At 55.2% G+C, this 18138-nt stretch carries 13 protein-coding genes; 12 read left to right on the top strand and 1 reads right to left on the bottom strand.

Going from position 1 to position 18138, the window contains the following annotated elements; genetic code table 11:
- The first annotated feature begins 213 nt into the window (after nucleotides 1–213).
- From potA to C6Y32_RS02390, 6 genes are all read left to right on the top strand, one after another.
- Nucleotides 214–1257 (top strand): spermidine/putrescine ABC transporter ATP-binding protein, encoded by a 1044-nt coding sequence (gene potA, locus C6Y32_RS02365; RefSeq protein WP_370738797.1) that lies wholly within the window; start codon nucleotides 214–216, stop codon nucleotides 1255–1257.
- Nucleotides 1258–1259: 2 nt separating this feature from the next.
- Nucleotides 1260–2072 (top strand): ABC transporter permease, encoded by an 813-nt coding sequence (locus C6Y32_RS02370; protein ID WP_105203555.1) that lies wholly within the window; start codon nucleotides 1260–1262, stop codon nucleotides 2070–2072.
- The gene (locus C6Y32_RS02375; protein WP_105203556.1) at nucleotides 2069–2875 is read left to right on the top strand and encodes an ABC transporter permease; all 807 of its coding nucleotides are present in this window, start codon (nucleotides 2069–2071) and stop codon (nucleotides 2873–2875) included. The genes C6Y32_RS02370 and C6Y32_RS02375 overlap by 4 nt, the downstream gene beginning before the upstream one ends.
- The gene (locus tag C6Y32_RS02380) at nucleotides 2872–4122 is read left to right on the top strand and encodes an ABC transporter substrate-binding protein (protein WP_105203557.1); all 1251 of its coding nucleotides are present in this window, start codon (nucleotides 2872–2874) and stop codon (nucleotides 4120–4122) included. The genes C6Y32_RS02375 and C6Y32_RS02380 overlap by 4 nt, the downstream gene beginning before the upstream one ends.
- Before the next feature lie 412 nt (nucleotides 4123–4534).
- Complete coding sequence (locus C6Y32_RS02385; protein ID WP_164998094.1) at nucleotides 4535–7429, top strand: bacterial Ig-like domain-containing protein; 2895 nt, start codon at nucleotides 4535–4537, stop codon at nucleotides 7427–7429.
- A 224-nt stretch (nucleotides 7430–7653) separates the two neighbouring features.
- Nucleotides 7654–8139, top strand: coding sequence for a 3D domain-containing protein (locus C6Y32_RS02390; protein ID WP_243562441.1), 486 nt, complete (start codon nucleotides 7654–7656; stop codon nucleotides 8137–8139).
- A gap of 97 nt (nucleotides 8140–8236) precedes the next feature.
- Here the strand turns inward: C6Y32_RS02390 and C6Y32_RS02395 are convergent, their stop codons facing one another.
- The gene (locus C6Y32_RS02395) at nucleotides 8237–9427 is read right to left on the bottom strand and encodes a coenzyme F420-0:L-glutamate ligase (RefSeq protein ID WP_105203560.1); all 1191 of its coding nucleotides are present in this window, start codon (nucleotides 9425–9427) and stop codon (nucleotides 8237–8239) included.
- 174 nt (nucleotides 9428–9601) lie between these two features.
- On the opposite strand from C6Y32_RS02395, the gene C6Y32_RS02400 reads away from it, so the two are divergent.
- The 6 genes from C6Y32_RS02400 to C6Y32_RS02425 all read left to right on the top strand — a co-directional run bounded on the left by C6Y32_RS02400 (nucleotide 9602) and on the right by C6Y32_RS02425 (nucleotide 18130).
- Nucleotides 9602–10501: a LysR family transcriptional regulator gene (locus tag C6Y32_RS02400; RefSeq protein WP_164998095.1), complete on the top strand. Its 900-nt coding sequence runs from the start codon at nucleotides 9602–9604 to the stop codon at nucleotides 10499–10501.
- Nucleotides 10502–10576: 75 nt separating this feature from the next.
- Nucleotides 10577–12292, top strand: a complete 1716-nt coding sequence (locus C6Y32_RS02405) for an adenine deaminase C-terminal domain-containing protein (RefSeq protein WP_105203562.1) — start codon at nucleotides 10577–10579, stop codon at nucleotides 12290–12292.
- A 371-nt stretch (nucleotides 12293–12663) separates the two neighbouring features.
- Nucleotides 12664–14625, top strand: coding sequence for a putative bifunctional diguanylate cyclase/phosphodiesterase (locus C6Y32_RS02410; RefSeq protein WP_105203563.1), 1962 nt, complete (start codon nucleotides 12664–12666; stop codon nucleotides 14623–14625).
- 353 nt (nucleotides 14626–14978) lie between these two features.
- Nucleotides 14979–15803, top strand: a complete 825-nt coding sequence (locus C6Y32_RS02415; RefSeq protein WP_105203564.1) for a metallophosphoesterase family protein — start codon at nucleotides 14979–14981, stop codon at nucleotides 15801–15803.
- A gap of 46 nt (nucleotides 15804–15849) precedes the next feature.
- Nucleotides 15850–17178, top strand: coding sequence for an ABC transporter substrate-binding protein (locus C6Y32_RS02420; protein ID WP_105203565.1), 1329 nt, complete (start codon nucleotides 15850–15852; stop codon nucleotides 17176–17178).
- Nucleotides 17179–17191: 13 nt separating this feature from the next.
- Nucleotides 17192–18130 carry a carbohydrate ABC transporter permease gene (locus C6Y32_RS02425; protein ID WP_105203566.1) on the top strand — a complete coding sequence of 313 codons (939 nt, stop codon included), beginning with the start codon at nucleotides 17192–17194 and terminating at the stop codon, nucleotides 18128–18130.
- The last annotated feature ends 8 nt before the right edge of the window (nucleotides 18131–18138 follow it).

Below are 18138 nucleotides of genomic sequence, written 5' to 3' on the forward strand. Positions count from 1 at the left end.
TGCTGAGTAAGAGTTTCTCTACACATGTTGACAAAGGACTACAAAAGCCTTATAGTTGAGTGGTATCTCATTGTGCAGTTATCTGTACGCCACAGCGTATGCCCACTAAGCCGGGATGCCGGTTTAAAAACCTTTTGCGGGGTGGAGTCAAAAGCTGTAGCGCGCAAGCCGGGAGGCGAACTGCAAAAATTCCGCAAAGGGGATGTGATGTTATTGGAAAATTGTATCATCAAGCTCAAAGACCTCGTGGTGGATTACGATGACGAGCGCGTCATCGACGGCTTGGACCTGGAGATCCGCGACAAGGAATTTGTGACTCTACTGGGACCATCTGGTTGCGGGAAGACAACGACGCTACGCGTAATTGGCGGCTTTGTCGAACCCAGCGCGGGAGAGGTCTTTTTTGATGGGAAAGATATCAAAGATCTGCCCCCTCATAAAAGGCAGGTCAACACCGTGTTCCAGCGCTATGCACTGTTCACGCATCTGAATGTGTACGAGAATGTGGCCTTTGGGCTGCGCATTCAAAAGCTGTCGGAAGATGAGATCCGCCAGCGGGTGACCGAGATGCTGCGCATCGTAAACCTCTCCGGGTATGAGCGCCGCAGCATCGACCAGCTCTCGGGCGGTCAGCAGCAGCGGGTGGCTATCGCCCGGGCGCTGGTCAATCAGCCCAGAGTGCTGCTGCTCGACGAGCCGCTGGGGGCTTTGGATCTGAAACTGCGCAAAGACATGCAGATCGAGCTCAAGCGCATACAAAAAGAGACCGAGATCACCTTCATTTACGTCACGCACGACCAGGAAGAGGCGCTGACCATGTCAGACACGGTGGTGGTGATGAATCAGGGGGTCATCCAGCAGATCGGTTCGCCCGAGGACATTTATAACGAGCCCAAAAATGCTTTTGTGGCTGATTTTATCGGCGAGTCGAATATCCTCCCCGGTATTATGAAGCGCGACTTTTTGGTGGAGTTTGGCGGCCATGAGTTCACCTGTGTCGACAAGGGGTTTGCCCCCAACGAACAGGTAGACGTGGTGGTGCGCCCGGAAGATGTGAAGATCGTCCCCCAGATCGCCGGCCAACTGACCGGCGTGGTGGAATCCATCATATTTAAAGGGGTGCATTTCGAGATATCCATCGACGCGATGGGGCACCGCTGGATCGTCCACTCCACCCAGAGTGAGGAGGTGGGCGCAGTGGTGGGCATGAGCCTCACCCCCGACGACATCCACATCATGAAGAAAATGGAGGAGTAGCCATGAAGTCGAAACTCCCTGCGCTGCCATACCTGATATGGATGGCGCTGTTCATCGTGGTGCCGTTGGGGCTGGTGGTGTACTTTGCCTTTACCACGGCCGACGGGCAGTTTACGATTGCCAATATCTCGCAGGTGGGGCAGTACACCGGTGTGCTGCTGCGCTCTATCTGGCTGGCGGCAGTGGCCACGGTACTGTGTCTGCTCATCGCCTATCCGCTGGCGTTTTTTCTCTCCAGAGCCAACTACTCTATACAGCGGACCCTCATCATGCTGGTCATGCTGCCCATGTGGATGAACTTTTTGCTGCGCACCTATGCCTGGATGACGCTGCTGGAGACATCTGGTCTGATCAACAAGCTGTTGGGCCTGATCGGTCTGGGACCGGTGCAGATGATCAATACCCCCGGAGCGGTGGTGCTGGGCATGGTGTATAACTACCTGCCCTTTATGATCCTGCCGCTGCACTCCATCATGACCAAGATCGAAAACACCACGTTGGAGGCCGCCCAAGACCTGGGCGCCAACTGGTGGCAGAGCTTTCGCCGGGTGGTGCTGCCGCTGAGCATCCCCGGCATCATGACCGGGGTGACGATGGTGTTTGTGCCGTCTATCTCTACTTTTATCATCTCGCGTATGCTGGGCGGCGGCGGCAATATCCTCATCGGTGACCTCATCGAGCTGCAGTTTATCGGCAGCAGCTACAACCCCAACTTGGGGTCGGCTATCTCGCTGGTGATGATGGTCATCGTGCTTCTGTGCATGAGCCTCTTTAATCAGTTTGACAAGTCTGAGAGGGAGGGGATATACGGATGAAAAAGAGAAGCTCCCTCTTTTCAAAAGTCTATATTGCCGTGGTGCTGGCCTTTTTGTATCTGCCCATCATGGTACTGGTGGTATTTTCGTTTAACCAGTCTAAGAGCAGGGCGGTGTTTACCGGCTTTACGCTGGATTGGTACCAGAAGCTGTTCCACAACGAGGCGATCATGTCCGCCCTGCTCAACAGCCTGATCGTGGCGGTCATCTCGTCGGTGGTGGCCACGGTGCTGGGTACGCTGGCGGCGGTGGGCATCCACGCCATGAACCGGCGTATGCGCAGCATGGTAATGAACCTGACTAATATCCCGGTCATCAACCCCGAGATCGTCACCGGCGTCTCGCTGATGCTGATGTTCGTATTTTTAAAGATGGGTTTTGGTCTCACTACGCTGGTGGTGGCCCACACCACCTTTAATGTGCCTTATGTCATCTTATCGGTGATGCCTAAACTGCGGCAGATGGACGTGTTTCAGGTAGAGGCCGCCCAGGACCTGGGCTGTAACCCCACTCAGGCGTTTTTTAAGGTGGTCATCCCCGAGATCATGCCGGGCATCATGTCGGGCTTCCTCATCTCACTTACCTACTCCTTCGACGACTTCATCATCAGCCACTTTGTGGCCGGGCCCACCGCCCAAACACTGCCGCTGGCTATTTTCTCGATGACCCGCAAAAAGGTGAGCCCCGAGATCAATGCGCTCTCCACCATCATGTTCGTGGCGATCCTGGCGGTACTGCTGCTCATCAACATCGCCGACATCCGCCGTGAGAGCAAGAAAAAAAGGGGGGTGCAGCGCCGTTGAAAAAACGCGTACTCAGCCTGATACTGGCCCTGTGCACAGTTTTTTCGGTCTGCTTTGCCAGCCTGCCCGCTGCGGCGGCTGCCGGCAGCAGTAAAACGAAATACAGCTTTGATAAGAGCGGGATAGACTACCAGAAGTTTAAAGGCAAAGGCGTCTCGATAAACGTCTACAACTGGGGCCTCTACATCGCCGAAGGCGAAGACGGCGGTATGAACGTCGTTAAGGAATTTGAAGAGCTCACCGGTATCAAGGTCAATTACACCATGTACGCCACCAACGAGGAGATGTACGCCAAGCTCAAGAGCGGCGGTGCCAAGTACGATGTGATCTTCCCCTCCGACTACATGGTGGGGCGGATGATCGAGGAGGATATGATCCTGCCGCTGGACTTTGACAATATCCCCAACTACGACCGCTATATCGACGACTCGTTTAAAAATCTGGAGTACGACCCACAAAACCTGTATTCGGTCCCCTATACTTGGGGTATCGTGGGCATTCTCTACAACGCCGATCTGGTCAAGAAACCAGTGGATAGCTGGGACATTTTGTGGGATCCCGACTATACCGGCGATATCCTGATGTTCAACAATTCCCGCGACGCATTCGGTATCGCCCTCAAACGGTTGGGCTATTCGATGAATACCACCGATAAAAAACAGTTACAGGAAGCTGCCGAGAGCTTAAAAAAGCAGAAGACAGTGGTACAGGCTTACGTTATGGATGAGATCTTCGATAAGCTGGGCGCCGGTGAGGCGGCGATCGCCCCCTACTATGCCGGAGACTACCCGCTGATCAAGGCCGATAACCCCGCCATCGAGTTCGCCGTGCCCAAAGAGGGAACCAACCGCTTTGTAGATGCCGTCTGTATCCCGAAAGACTGCAACAACAAAGAGGCGGCGGAGCTGTTTATCAATTTTTTGTGTGATCCGGTCGTCGGGTACGAAAACTTTCTGACTATCGGCTATTCCTCGCCCAACAAAGGCACCTACGATATGTTGCCCGATATGTATAAAAAGAACGAGGCACTGTACCCCGACCAGCAGGTCTTGGACAATGCCGAGGGCTTTATCAACCTGGATACCGAGACTAACGAGTATACCCAGCAGCTGTGGACCGAGGTGCTCAGCGACGATCAACATGTGAACAAATGGCTGATCCCTATTTTTATCACGGCTGCACTGGGTGCGTCGCTGTATATAAATATCAGCCGCACTGTAAAGAAACGCCGCGGTACCTATAAGTAAATATGCTCTGCCGATCAGTGTGATCGGTCTATGGCGCGCTGTCACGTTGGTGACGGCGCGCTTTTTTGTACGACACCTATAGACGCTATATGGCCGGGAATGCAGATCTTTTCCTAAGTATACATTTCGCCCATAAATACCTCGGGATGTGCAACAATAAGGAGAAGTTGTGTCGATATATGTCGAAATTATGAAAAGGGTGATAAAATGGAGAAAGCTGGAAGTATGGCACCGATGACAGATCGGTGCAGTTTCGAGGTGGCGTATGCGTATAAAGTGTCGGCCGATCGGTTTGTTTTTGGCATTTCTATTTTGCCTGCAGTTAGCTTTTGGTTGCTGGCAGGTCTTTGCCCAGCCGGTGTCTGCTGCATCAACGCCTCAACCGGTAGAACTGCCCGGTGATGGCCCGGTTGTGGTACAGGCATCTCTCTCGCAGAGAGCCGCTGCCCCCGGTAAGGCGCCTATACAGATAGATGTGGCACTGGCCGACGGCACTGCGGCTGGCGCACAGATCGATTCGGTCGAGATACAGCTGGCGGCGCAGGGGAGCAGCAGCGGCCTGCAGTGGACGCGCCCCGATTTGAGCGATCCCCAAATATACGAACAGGAGGTGGCCTCCAACAGCCATTTGCCGTCAGTATACGCCGATGAAGGAATGTTTATCGATGGTGGCGGTGGCGTGCCCGACCGCACCTTTGCCGGCTATTTTTCCTCGCCGCTGCCCGGGGGACCGGTCGCGATCTGCGGCTTTACCTTAACAGCCAAGCTGGGTACACAAGATGTGCAGGAGAGCTATACGCTCACTGTGATGCTCGGCGATACGAGCGGGGATACCTATACCTACCAAACAGTATTTTCTCTTTCGGCGCTGGTAAAAAAGCCGGTCATCCAGCTCAATAAAGCGGCGCCGACAGCAGAGTATACCGGCAGTGTGACCGTAACTTTTGATAAGGGCAGCGGTGCCCTGAAAAAAGACGGCGGTGTACAGGCCGATATAGTCAGCGGCACAGTACTCGACCAACCGGGCAGCTATCAGCTCACCGTTACCGATGCGGCGCAAAACCAGGCGGTGGCTGTTTTCACTATACAGCAGACCGTACAGCTGCCCCGTGAGATCGCCATGCAGGCGCTGCCTCAAAAAACGGTGTATGCAGCAGGAGAACTGCTGGAGGTCGATGGCGGCAGCATCCTCTGTACCTACCCCGACGGCGACCAGCAGACGGTGCCGCTCGCTCTGGATATGTGCAGTCCCACTGGGCCGTTTGCGGCCAATACCACCCAACAGATCGCGGTCTACTATCAGGGTCAGTCCACGCAGTTTTCGGTGCAGGTAGGGGAGCGGACACTGACCGGAATCGAGATCGCGGAAGAACCCAAAACATCGTATATAGAAGGAGAGATATTCACAGCTGTTGGCGGCAAGCTTTTGTGCCGGTACAGCGACGGCAGTGCCCAGCAGCTGGATATCGATCCCGCCTGGTGCAGCGGCTATCGGGCCGATGTAATCGGCCCGGCGGCGATAACAGTGACGTATGGCGGCCACACGGTCAGCTACGATATCACCGTGCGGCAAAAACAGCTGCAAAAGCTGGCATTCTCTGCATTGCCGAGCAAACTGCAGTACACACAGGGCCAACCGCTTGACCTCACTGGTGGAGAGCTGCAGCTCACCTACGATAATGGGGAGACCGACCGGCTGCCGCTACTTTTTTCTTACTGTATCGGTTATGATCCACAGCAGTTGGGCCAGCAACAGATCACTGTTACCTATGATGGCCGACAGCTTTCGTTTTCGGTGTTGGTGCTCGCTCCGCGACCGACGGGGATCGAGTTGACTGCCCCTTACAAGAGCGATTATTTTCCCGGTCAGCCGCTCGACGTCACCGGCGGTAAAGTCACGCTGCTGTATCCCGATGGCAAAAGAGAAACAGTAGATCTGACTGCCGCTATGTGCACGGGCTTTACGAGCAGTCATCCGGGGACGTGCACGGTAACGGTACAGTGGGGCGGTCTGCAGACCAGCTTTACTGTGCGGGTGAAGGTGGCAGCGGTGTTGGCGATCGCTGTACATTCCCCGCCGCAAAAGCAGACGTATATCCAGGGTCAGCCGCTTTTACTATCTGGCGCCCAGCTTACCGTGTACTATGAAGGCGGTCGCAGTGAGCAGGTCCCCATCACTTCAGATATGGTCAGCGGCTATCGCCCCCAGCTGCTGGGCAGCCAAAAGCTCACTGTTTGCTTTGGCGGCAATAGTGCCAGCTTTTGGGTGCAGGTGCGCAGTCGAAGACCGGTCTCAGCCCACCTGGTGGCCGGCGCGCCGACAGTATTTTTGCAGGGGCAGGCTTTTACTGCTCCCAATGCCCGCATACAGGTGCAGTTTGACAGCGGTGATACCCAGGTCTATCCACTGACAGCACTGGCAGTAGCAGGTTATCACAGCGACCTGCCCGGCCGGCAGACCATCACCGCCACTTACTCGGAAGGGGGAGGCAGCACCAGCGTCAGCTTTTTAGTAGAGGTGCTCTCGCGCAGCCGGGCGGACGAGCTCACCGGACTGCTAGAGGCACTGCCGCTGGGCCGGCTCACCCGCCGCGACACAGGGCGGGTAGAGCGGTTGCAATACCAATATGACGCGCTGACAGCACTAGAGCGCACCGCCGTTTACAATGCCGGCCGGTTGCCACTGGCCCAGCGCGAGCTGTATCTACTGGATTTTCCGGCTGTCCATCGCTACTGTCTGCAGGGAGAGGTGATCTTAGACCTAGCTGCCGGCGAGATGTCTGAAGGTGGAGATATTCAGATGCAGAGAATGGAGCTGGAAGATGTTCAGCTGACGCCCGCTGTAGGGTATCAGCAGATGATGGTATTGGGCTATCAGCTGAGCTATACCGGCGCTGCCGGGCAGAAAGACGCGACTTTGCCGCAACTGCAGGGGAGATTTTGGCTCTATGGCCTACAGGATGACGGCGGGCAGGTGCAGCTGTGGTATCGAGACACCGCAGAAAATTGTTGGCGGCAACTGCCCACAGCAGTAGATACAGAGGGCTATGCTGTAGCCTCGTTACCGGGTACCGGGCGCTATGCACTGCAGTTTACGACCCAAATACCGGCGCAGACCTTGCGGTCCGATCAGTGGCGGCGCACCGACATTGCTTTTGCGCCCAAGACGCTGGAAAATGATGCAGACCTGGTGCTGGATGGCAGTACGGTCCCCGCTACGGGCAGTGATAGCCTGCTGCTTTGGTGGTCGGTACTCTGTGTGGGCGCCGGTAGTGCAGCTCTGCTATGGGCCATGCGACACCCATGAAAGAGATAGGCGACGAGAGATAAGCGATTGCGACAGGAGTTGTGGGGAACAGACCCACAACTCCTTTTTTGTGCTGCAAAAAGAACTAGGTTGTACCCCGATACCTGCGGTACAATGTCCCATACAGCGTATATTGCTGTGCCGGAAGTGGAAAAAACAGGAAGTACATGCATATGGGACTAGCGGATAGCCCAAACTCCCTACCAGTGAGAGGAGGAGACGCAATGCGCTTTCGGCGCTTTTTTGCAGCGGCACTGCTGACGGTGGCGACCGCAGATATCGCTCTGCTGGGCAGCATGGCCGCCACCCAAAAGCCGCTGGTACAGCATCAAGTGGTGTACCAGCCGGTGGAGGTCAGTGCCCCGGTGGTGCTGCCCACCCAAAAGCCAGACCTGCCCTTTACCGCCCAGTATCAGGGCGAGTTTGAAGTGCTTGCCTACTGTACTGAGCAGTATCCGCATATCTGTGGTGGCAATCCCACCACTTACAGCGGCAACCCGGTGATGCCCGGCTTTACAGTGGCGGTAGACCCCAGCGTCATCCCACTGGGCAGTATGCTCTATATCGAGGGGATCGGGGTGCGCTTTGCCCACGATACCGGCTCGGCAATCAACGGCAACCGCATCGATATGGCAGTGGCCCAGCATCAACAGGCGATCGATATGGGGGTGCGCCAGTGCCGGGTATGGGTGCTCAGCGCGCCCACATAGCGGTTACCTTGCTGTCAACTGCTGCAGATCGCCACCTGCAAAAAGAGCTGTGCTACAGTATGTAGCACAGCCCTTTTTGTAAAGTGAGGAAGAAAACCTATTTGGTGTAGTTGTCAAAATAATTTTGTACCAGTACCACCGGGGTACCTTTGTCACCAGAGCCCGAGGTCAGGTCGCACAGCGAGCCGATCAGATCGGTCAGGCGGCGAGGAGTTGTGCCCTGGGCGGCCATATCGCCGACCATCTGCTCTTTTTTATGGCTGATACGCTCGCTCACCGCTTTTTTGAGTTCCTCGCCCGAGAGATCGGCAAAATCGTTGTCGGCCAGGTACTTCAGTTTCAGTTCGTTGGGGGTACCGACGAGACCGGCCGTGTGCGCGGGTGAGACCACCGGGTCGGCCAGCTCCCAAATGTTGCCCACCGGGTCTTTAAAAGCGCCGTCGCCGTAGACCATGACTTCAATTGATTTCCCGGTCTTCTCGCGTAGCAGCTCGGCTACCCGGTTGACAAATACATCACAGTTCTGCGGGAACAGCTTTACGGTATCTTCGGTCGATTTGTTCGAACCCAGCAGACCGTAGTTCTGATTAAAACCACTGCCGTTGTGTGGGGCCTTGAGGATATCGGTCAGGTCATATACCTTCTCGGCGCCGGACTGACGCAGCTTTTGACAGGTGCGCTGGCGGGTATGGATATCACAGGCCAGCACATTGCGGGTGTACTCTAAGATGGCGGCCGGGCGGTTGGCCAAAATGATCTGGCACTCGGCGCCGGCAGACTCTACCACATCGGTGTAGTACTGGATGTAGTCGACCCCGGTAAAGGGGTGGATGATCGAGCCGAACAGCTCTTTAAACTGGGCGGCGGTGAGCACGTCATCCCAGGGGCTGATGCCTTTTTCATCCAGACTGTCTACATCGATGAGGTGGTTGCCGACCTCGTCGGAGGGGTAGCTCAGCTGGATGACGACCTTTTTAACGGCTTTGGCAATACCTTTTAAACAGATGGCAAACCGGTTGCGGCTGAGGATGGGGAAGACCAGTCCCACACAGTCGGGACCAAATTTTTCGCGCACATCTGCGGCAATGTCATCCACAGTGGCGTAGTTGCCCTGGGTGCGCGCTACGACCGACTCGGTCACGGCCACCACATCGCGGTCCTGCAGAGAGAAATCCTCGCTCTGGGCGGCATCCAGCAGCGACTGCACAACGATATCAGCCAGATCATCGCCTTCCTTGACGATGGGCAATTTGATCCCGCGGGAGATGGTTCCAACCAGTTTGCTCATGTTCGTTAACTCCTTTTGTCCCGGGCGGTAGCCGCCCGGCGATCACGGTCTGCCATCACACTGGAAGGCAGGCCTTTACAGCCTGTTACCCGTACAGTATACTATAGTTAGATTTATAAGTAAAATAGATATTGCTAATATTTTATATAAGTGATACTAATGCAAGGAGAGCCTATGGACGTCAAATTAGAACTGTACCGAACCTTTCGCGAAGTGGCTCGCCGGGGCAGCTTTTCCGCTGCTGCCGAGGCGCTGTTCATCTCTCAGTCGGCGGTGAGCCAGTCGATCAAAAACCTTGAGAGCCAACTGGGGGTAGCGCTGTTTGACCGCCGCGGCAAGCAGATCGCGCTCACGCCGGAGGGACGGCTGTTATACGGGTACATCGATGAGGGGCTTAAAAGTATCCGTCAGGGGGAGGAGCAGCTGGGCCAGTATGCCAAACTGGAAAAAGGAGAGCTGAAGATCGGGGTATCCGATACGATTTCCCGCTTCGTCATCTTAAACCAGCTCGACAGCTTTCACCGCATCTACCCCTATATCCACCTCTCCATTATCAACGGCACCTCGATCGAAGCGGTACAAATGCTCAAGAGCCGCGACGTGGACATTGCCTTTGTCAACTCACCAGTTAAGGACGCTGCGCTGGAGGAACATCCCTTTTTTAAAGTGCATGACGTGTTCGTGGCCGGTGATGAGTACCGACACTTAGCTGGCAGACCGCTCACCGCCCGGCAGCTGGCAGACCTGCCGCTCATCTTGCTCGAGCGCAAATCTAACGCCCGCCGGCGCATCGACCGCTTATTTGCCCAGCAGGGTATTCAAATTGCGCCGGAGATAGAGCTGGGTTCTCACGACCTGCTGCTGGACTTGGCCCGTATCAACTTGGGAGTATCCTGTGTCATCGAGGAATTTGCCGCCCACTATTTAAAGTGGAACCTGGTATTTAAATTGCAGACCGAATTTGCCGTGCCCGCCCGGTGGGTCTCATGGTGCAAGCTGAAAAGCAGTGCGCTGTCGCCCAGCGGCCAGATATTTGCCGATCTGATCGGCACTGCCCCCACTGTATTGCAATAGCATCTGCCGGCCCTTATAATAGAGGGGTAGAGAAACCACGCTCCGCCGCCCGGAAGGGCAGAAAGGGACCATTTTATGAGAGTGGACAAACTGTTTGTAAACGGAAATTTTTATAACAGCTATTTTAAGAGGTTTTTTGCCGGCTATGCCGCAGTGCTGGATGGGCGCTTTTTACATGTGGGTGTAGGCGAAAAAGATGTAGAGCAATTCGAGGCTGATGAGAGAGTCGACCTGGGGGGACGCTACGTCATTCCCGGTCTGATCGATATCCATATGCATATCGAGAGCTCGATGTCGGCGCCCATGCCGTTTTGCGATTATCTGGTAAAGTATGGGGTGACCACCATCGTCAGTGAGCCCCATGAAATCGCCAACGCCTTTGGGATTGAGGGCATACAGGCGATGATCGATGCCTGCGATCCGCAGAAGATGGACGTGTATTACGGAATATCCAGCTCGGTACCCTCTACCAGCGAAGAACTCGAGACGACCGGCGGCATCATCGGTATGGATGAGTTAAAAGCGCTGATGGATGCGCCGGGTATCCTGTGTCTGGGGGAGGTGATGGACACCCGTGGAGTCTTAAACGACCCCGACAGCCGTCCCAATCAATTTGTGCGTTACCTGCGCCAACACAAACCAGATATGCCGTTAGAGGGTCATTGTCCCCGTATCAAAGGTGTTGAACTGTCGCGCTATATCTATACCGGTATTGATTCAGACCACACCGAGCACGATCTGGAAGAGGTGCAGCACCGCTATTTTAAAGGGATGTTCTTTGAGCTGCAAAATAAGATGCTCAAAAAAGAAGTGATCGATTTTATCTGTGAAAATCAGCTGTTCGAGCACACTGCTTTTGTCACCGACGACACGATGGCCGATGTGCTGGTGCATAAGGGCCACCTCAACACCGTGGCTGCCGGTGCGGTGGAGCTGGGTATGCGGGTGGAGGATGCTGTTTATTGTGCCACTTATACCGCCGCTCGCCGTATGCGCCTGTTCGACCGCGGCGCTATCGCACCGGGCCGTATCGCCGATATGGTGGTGATGGAGGACCTGCCGGGCTTTGTGGCCCACAGCACATATAAAAACGGCCGCTTGGTATACGACAGTCAGATAGGTATCGAGCCGGTGGGGCGGCCCGGCGCTTTCCCCAAAAAGTTTTATCATAGCGTGCAGGTCAAGCCGGTCGCCGCCGACACCTTTGTCCTAAAAGCCAGCGGCGACAGTGTCACCGTGCGGGCTATGCAGGTACACCCCGACCGCACTCAGACCAGCGAGCAGCACTTTACGCTGCCCGTAGCAGACGGGCAGGTCCAGTGGGAGAGCGGCCCTGCTGCCCTGACAGCTGTGTTTGAGCGCTACGGCAAAAATGGCGGGATAGGCTGGGGCTTTACCAGCGGCGGCACCATAAAGCGCGGCGCAGTGGCCACGACCTATGCCCATGATCACCACAATCTGATGGTGGTGGGCCGCAGTGCCACCGATATGGCTCTGGCGGTCAATCAGCTCATCGAGATGCAGGGCGGTATGTGCGTGGTAGAAAACGGTAAGGTGCTGGCCACCATCCACCTGCCGGTAGCGGGGCTGCTCAGCGAGGAGCCCATGGAGGAGACCGGCCGTCAGTTGGCGGAGGTACAGGACGCCATGCGCGCACTGGGGTATGAGCACTACGAGCCGGTGATGAGTTTTTGTACTACCAGTTTGCCGGTCAGCCCAGAGCTGAAGATCACCGATAAAGGTCTGGTAGAAGTGAAGACCGGCAAGCTGTTGAGCTGGCGAGTTGATTAGTAGTTCCGGCACAGTGGCCCCCAGTAATGTGTGCAGGTGCTGGTAGAGCGCCGTTAAGATGAAATCTTTTCCTACCGGGGGAGAATAGGTCCCGGCGGCCCGGCAGCCGTTGGCGGCGATCTGCATGAGTACCGTAAATATAAAAAGGCAGAGCATCTAAAATGCTCTGCCTTTTTATATACAAATGTGCTTGTTCTGTGCTTGTTCGATATGCCCACTGCTGCCGTCAGCTGACAGAATATGAGTCACAGAGAAGAGACGCCGGCTCGACTTGCTATCGATTGTGTGATCAGGCAACTTGTGTTAGAATAGACACATGAATAACTGGGCAAAGGCAGCCGGCTTTTGCCGGGGAACGGCGGGCTGATGAAATGAGCTGGAACATCGCACCAGAGTGTATCTCTCTGGTCATACTGGGGATCATTGGGGTGTATGCCCGCAAAGGCAGCCACCTGCCCACCCTGAAAAATCGGGTGTTTCAGGGCTGTTTACTGGTCACTTTCTGTGCCATGGCCAGCAATATCCTGTCGACGCTTTTGCTGTATAAAAGTCGGGTGGCGCCACTCTGGCTCACCAATATAGTGACCACGGTATACTATCTGCTCACCCCGCTGATGGGGCTGGCCTATTTTCTGTATGCCGTCTCGGTCATCTACCCCGAAGGGCGACAGCTGCGCCGTATCGTTTTGCTGGGGGTGGTGCCAGCTGTCGGCTACGCTGTTATGGTGCTCATAAACCCATTTACCGGGCTGCTGTTTTACCTGGACCGACAACTGGGATACGTCCGCGGCCCGTGGGTGATGATCACCTACCTGCTTTTTTATCTGTACTGTGTGGCCAGTATCGCCGTCACGGTGTTGGGGAGGCGGCGCGTGCCCCCATCGGTTTACCGGATCTTAGCAGCTTTTCCGGTTTTGGCGGTGTTGGTCATCGTGGTGCAGCAGGTCTATCCCAATATCATCCTGTCGGGTTCGGCGGCGACCTGCGCCATGCTCATCATCTACCTGCACCTGCAAAACAAGCAGATCTCGCAGGATTATCTCACCGGTGTGCCCAATCGGCAGGAGCTACTGGACATGTTGGAGTTGATCGTAAAGCGCCAGCCAGGTGTCAGCTTTACGCTCGTAGTCGTATCGCTGCGGGATTTTCGCCAGATAAACAGCGCCTATGGCCAACAGCGGGGCGATGAGCTGTTGTGTGCTGTCTGCCGCTTTTTGAGCCGGGTAGGCCCGCGGGAGAATGTGTATCGCTTTAGCGGTGACGAGTTTGCCCTGCTCTTTTACGGTGACGGTGAACGGCAGGCGCGCGGCTGTGTAGAAGCTGTCCAGCAGCGCATGACTGAGACCTGGATGGTGGGCGATCTGAGCTTTACGCTGCCGGCGGTGATGGGGATCATGCGCCGCCAAGACGACAGCATGACGCTGGAAAACATCATCAGTGCGGTAGAATATGCTGTAGCCAGGGCCAAAACAGGGCGGTATGGGAAGATATGCTACTGCGACCAGGCTATGCTCGCCGAGCTGGAGCGCCGCCGCAGCATTGTGAATATCCTCAAAGAGCGCCTGCAAAAGCGGGAGGTCGAGCTCTATTACCAGCCTATTTACTCGGTCGAGGACGGCAGCTTTCGCTATGCCGAGTCGCTCATGCGCATTCCCGATTCATCGATCGGCCCTATTTACCCGTCTGAGTTCATCCCCATTGCCGAGGAGACCGGGCTCATCGTCGAGATGACCTATCTGGTGCTCGACAAGGTGTGCAAGTTTGTAAATCGCCTGCTCGCCCAGTCGCTCGATATCGGCGCCGTACATGTCAACTTTTCGGCTCTGCAGTTTTCCCAGCCCGATCTGGCCGATCGCGTGCTGGATATCATACATCAAAACGGCACGCCGCTGTCGGCTATCAAGATCGAATTTACCGAGAGCACGCTGGCCGAGAGTACAGAAGTGGTGGCCAGTTTTGCACGGGAGATGGAGCGACACGGCCTGCTCATCGGGCTGGATGACTTTGGTACCGGCTATTCGAACATCGCCACCGTTATCAGTATCCCTTTTGATACGCTCAAATTTGACAAGAGCTTGGTATGGGCCTCTATCGACAGTGAAAAGTCGGCGCGAACGGTGAAAAACCTGGTGCACACCTTTAAAGATCTGGGGATGGTAGTCGTGGCTGAAGGCGTAGAGGACTTGGCGCAGAGCCAGCTGGTTGAGAACTTTGGCGTAGACCAGATACAGGGGTTTTACTATGCCAGGCCCATGCCGGCCAAGCAGACGGAGCAATTTTTAAGCGAGCACGTGAGTGCCGCAGCGGGTGCCGGCAGACATACGACTGCCTAGGGGCAACTGGCGATCTCCTCAACTCAGAATAAATGAAAAGAGCAGTTTCTCTGGTGATCGGAGAGACTGCTCTTTTTGCGTGGGCAGAGGTTGGTGTTCCCGCCCTGTGTATGCCGGTGCAGACACAGGGCGGTGAGACACAACACAGCGGGTCCTTACCAGATATTTACCGGTAGATGATCGCAGTTTACCGGCTCTTTGCAGAGGGGCGCGCGCTCTTTACACAGATCCCATTTTGCATATCCACTCTTTACACAGGTTTTGCAGCCCCTCTATTGGGTCACGCTTTGTGCAAGTTATAATAATAGAGGACCTAAAACAAGGTAAAACAAACAAAGATCTGGAGGGAATACATGTTGCGACCGATCACCTTTGCGCACATCTCAGATACCCATATTCGAAAGAGCTATCAGGATACCGGCATGGATGCTATCTTTGCAGCAGCACCCAGCCCGGCTGAAAACCTGCGCCGTGCACTGACCTGCATCGCCGCCGCCAAGCCCAGTTTTTTGCTCATCACCGGCGATCTGATCCACGAGGGGCAGACAGAGGACTACGCGCTGCTGGCCGATATTTTAAGGGAGGAGATCCCCGAGATACCGGCTGTCTGTTGTTTGGGTAATCACGACCGCAAAGCGGCGTTTCGTCAGGGCTATTTAAAAGAGGCTCCCAGCAGTGAGCCCTATCTGGCGGTGACTGAGATCGATGGCCTGCGCGTGATCTGCCTGGACTCAGCTGTCGAAGGCAAAGAAAACGGTACTATCAGCGAGTCTCAGCTTGACTGGCTGGCCCGGCAGGTACAGCAGCCGGCACCGCGCGGGAGCGTGCTCTGCTTTCACCACCCCATCATGGACGAAGGCGGCATGGTACCGGGCGTCGAGGTGTCTCCCCGCCTGCAGCAGATCGTAAAAGAGAGCGATATCGCGGCGATCTTCTGCGGGCATACCCACCAGAACAGTTTGTCGCTGGTGGGCGGCAAACCGCAACTGGTGGCTGATTCGCTGGCCTTTGGCTTTTCTGTGGATGGGGCGGGCCTGCATTTTACCACCCAGACCTGTTACAGTCTGGTAACGGTCAGCCAGAACGGAGTAAAAAGCGAGGTACACCCCAACACGCCGGTAGCCGCCAGCGTGGCCGATATCAGCATACAGCAGCTGCAGGCCATGATGAAAGATTAGATGTTGCGGACAAAGAGCGATCTATCAGAAGAAGAGGAGAGAACATATGAAAAAGATCTTTGCCAAAAGAGCAGCTGCCGCGCTGCTGGCCGGCACATTGGCTCTGTCGGTTTTTACCGGCTGCGGCGACAGCAAAGAGACCGGTGGCAACACCGGCAGTGAGCTGGACCCTGAAAACCCCACCAAAGTCACCTTCTACTCGTACAGTCTCACCTATCCCAGTATGAAACCGGGCATGGAACACCTCATCCAGGAATTTAACGACACGGTCGGCAAAGAAAAAGGGGTGATCGTCGAGGGCGTGCCCGATGCCAACATGTCCAAGTATAAATCTGATATCCAGGCCGGCCAGCAGGTAGACATCGTCCAGCATGGCTGGAACAGCTTAGACGACTCGAAAGAGAATATGGGTATCAAGGCCTATGAGGATGTGTTTCCCAAAGACGAGCTGGAAGAACACTTTTCCGGCATGGAGCAAAACGCCGTAAAGCTCGGCCAGATCGACGGCAAGACCTATGGGCTGGCCTTTACTTTCAGTACCCCTATCCTCTACATAAACGGCACGCTGTTCGAGCAGGCCGGACTTGACCCTAACGACCCGCCTAAGACCTGGGACGAGGTGCTGGCCGCCGCCAAGCAAATCAAAGAAAAGACCGGTAAAGACGGTTTTGGACTGAGCCCGCAAAATGGCTGGGTCACCGAAGGGGTCATTTTCTCTAACGGCGGCAGCATGCTAAACAGCGACCGCACGAAGGCCACCTTTGCCTCTAAAGAAGGGGTAGAGGCCATCTCCAAGTGGAAAGAGTTCTTTACTTCTGGGGTAGCGGCGCTGGGAACCGACAGCGAAGTGTCGCAGGCTTTTATGGCCGGCAATGTGGGCATGCACATCCAGTCAACCTCGCTGCTGTCGGGCATTCTGTCCTCGGCTGAGGCCGGTGGATGGAAAGTCTACGGCGCAGCAATGCCATCGTTTGGCGAAAAGACGCCGGCACCGGTCAACTCCGGTTCCTGCCTGGCGGTTCGCCCCGACAGCGACTTAAAGGCCAAGGCAATCTGGGAGTTTATCAAATACGTCACCGGCGATGAAGGCTATACCATCATCACCTCAGAGATCGGTTATCTGCCCCTTCGCACCTACCTGGCCGATGATGAGAAATACCTCAAATCGTTCGTAGATGAAAATCCTCTGGTGCGGGTGAATATAGACCAGCTCAAAAATGTAAAGCCGGTCACGATCTGGCCCGCCGGTACTGCTACTGAGTGCTTTACCATCTTTACCGACGCGATCACTAGATCGCTCACCACCGATGCCGATGTGGAAGAGACGTTAAAAGAGGCCCAGTCTCAGATCGACAAGATCTTGGCCCAACAGTAAGGGAGGCAGACAGATGAAAACTGCCGCTATGACCGCCCCGCCGGGGGCGGTTTCCCATAAAAAGATCTCACTGGCCAAATTAAAGCCCTACCTGTTCATGTTGCCGGCGGTGGCGCTCATCGGCTTTTGGGTGTACAAACCGCTGTGCCAAACACTGGGGCTTGCCGGGTATAAGTGGTCTATGGTACCCGGCACCACCCCGGAATTTGTGGGACTGCAAAACTTTACCAAATTGTTTTCTAACAAAGATTTTTGGCCGGCAGTAAAAAACACGCTGTTTTACACGCTGGGGCTGCTCCCCTTTTCGATCGTGTTGCCGCTGTTTATCGCCGCCGCCACCCAAACGGTGCGCGGCCGGGCGCAGAAGGTATATCGGGCGCTGTTTTTTGTTCCTATGATCATGGCTCCGGTAGCTGTGAGCGTCATCTTTCAGTGGCTGCTGCACCCCACCAACGGCCTGGTCAACAAGCTGCTCATCGATCTGGGCATTATCGAGCAGGGCATCGCCTTTTTCTCTAACGAGACCTTTTCGCGTCTGATGATCCTGCTCATTACCGGCTGGAAGATGATCGGTTTTTCTACGCTCATGTTTTCGGCGGCGATCTCCGGCGTCAACCGGGAGTACTACGAGTCGGCCAAGCTGGACGGTGCCAGCAATATCCGCCAATTTTTTACTATTACACTGCCGCTGCTCTCGCCAACGGTCATGTTGATGGTGATGATGAGCGTGCTGTTTGCCAGCCAGTGGACTTTTGCTTATATCGATGTGCTCAGTCAAGGTGGCCCGTACGGCTCCTCGACCAACATCTACTATATGATGTACAAATTTGGGTTTAGCGATATGAATGTAGGCTTGTCGGCGGCCGCAGCGGCTCTGTTTTTCATTGTGTTTGGTCTCATCGCGCTGGTAATGATGAGACTGTCGAAAAAATATGCCTTTTACGATAACTAGAGAGGAGG

The sequence above is a fragment of the Neobittarella massiliensis (ex Bilen et al. 2018) genome (genome assembly GCF_900289145.1).
Classification (GTDB): domain Bacteria; phylum Bacillota; class Clostridia; order Oscillospirales; family Ruminococcaceae; genus Neobittarella; species Neobittarella massiliensis.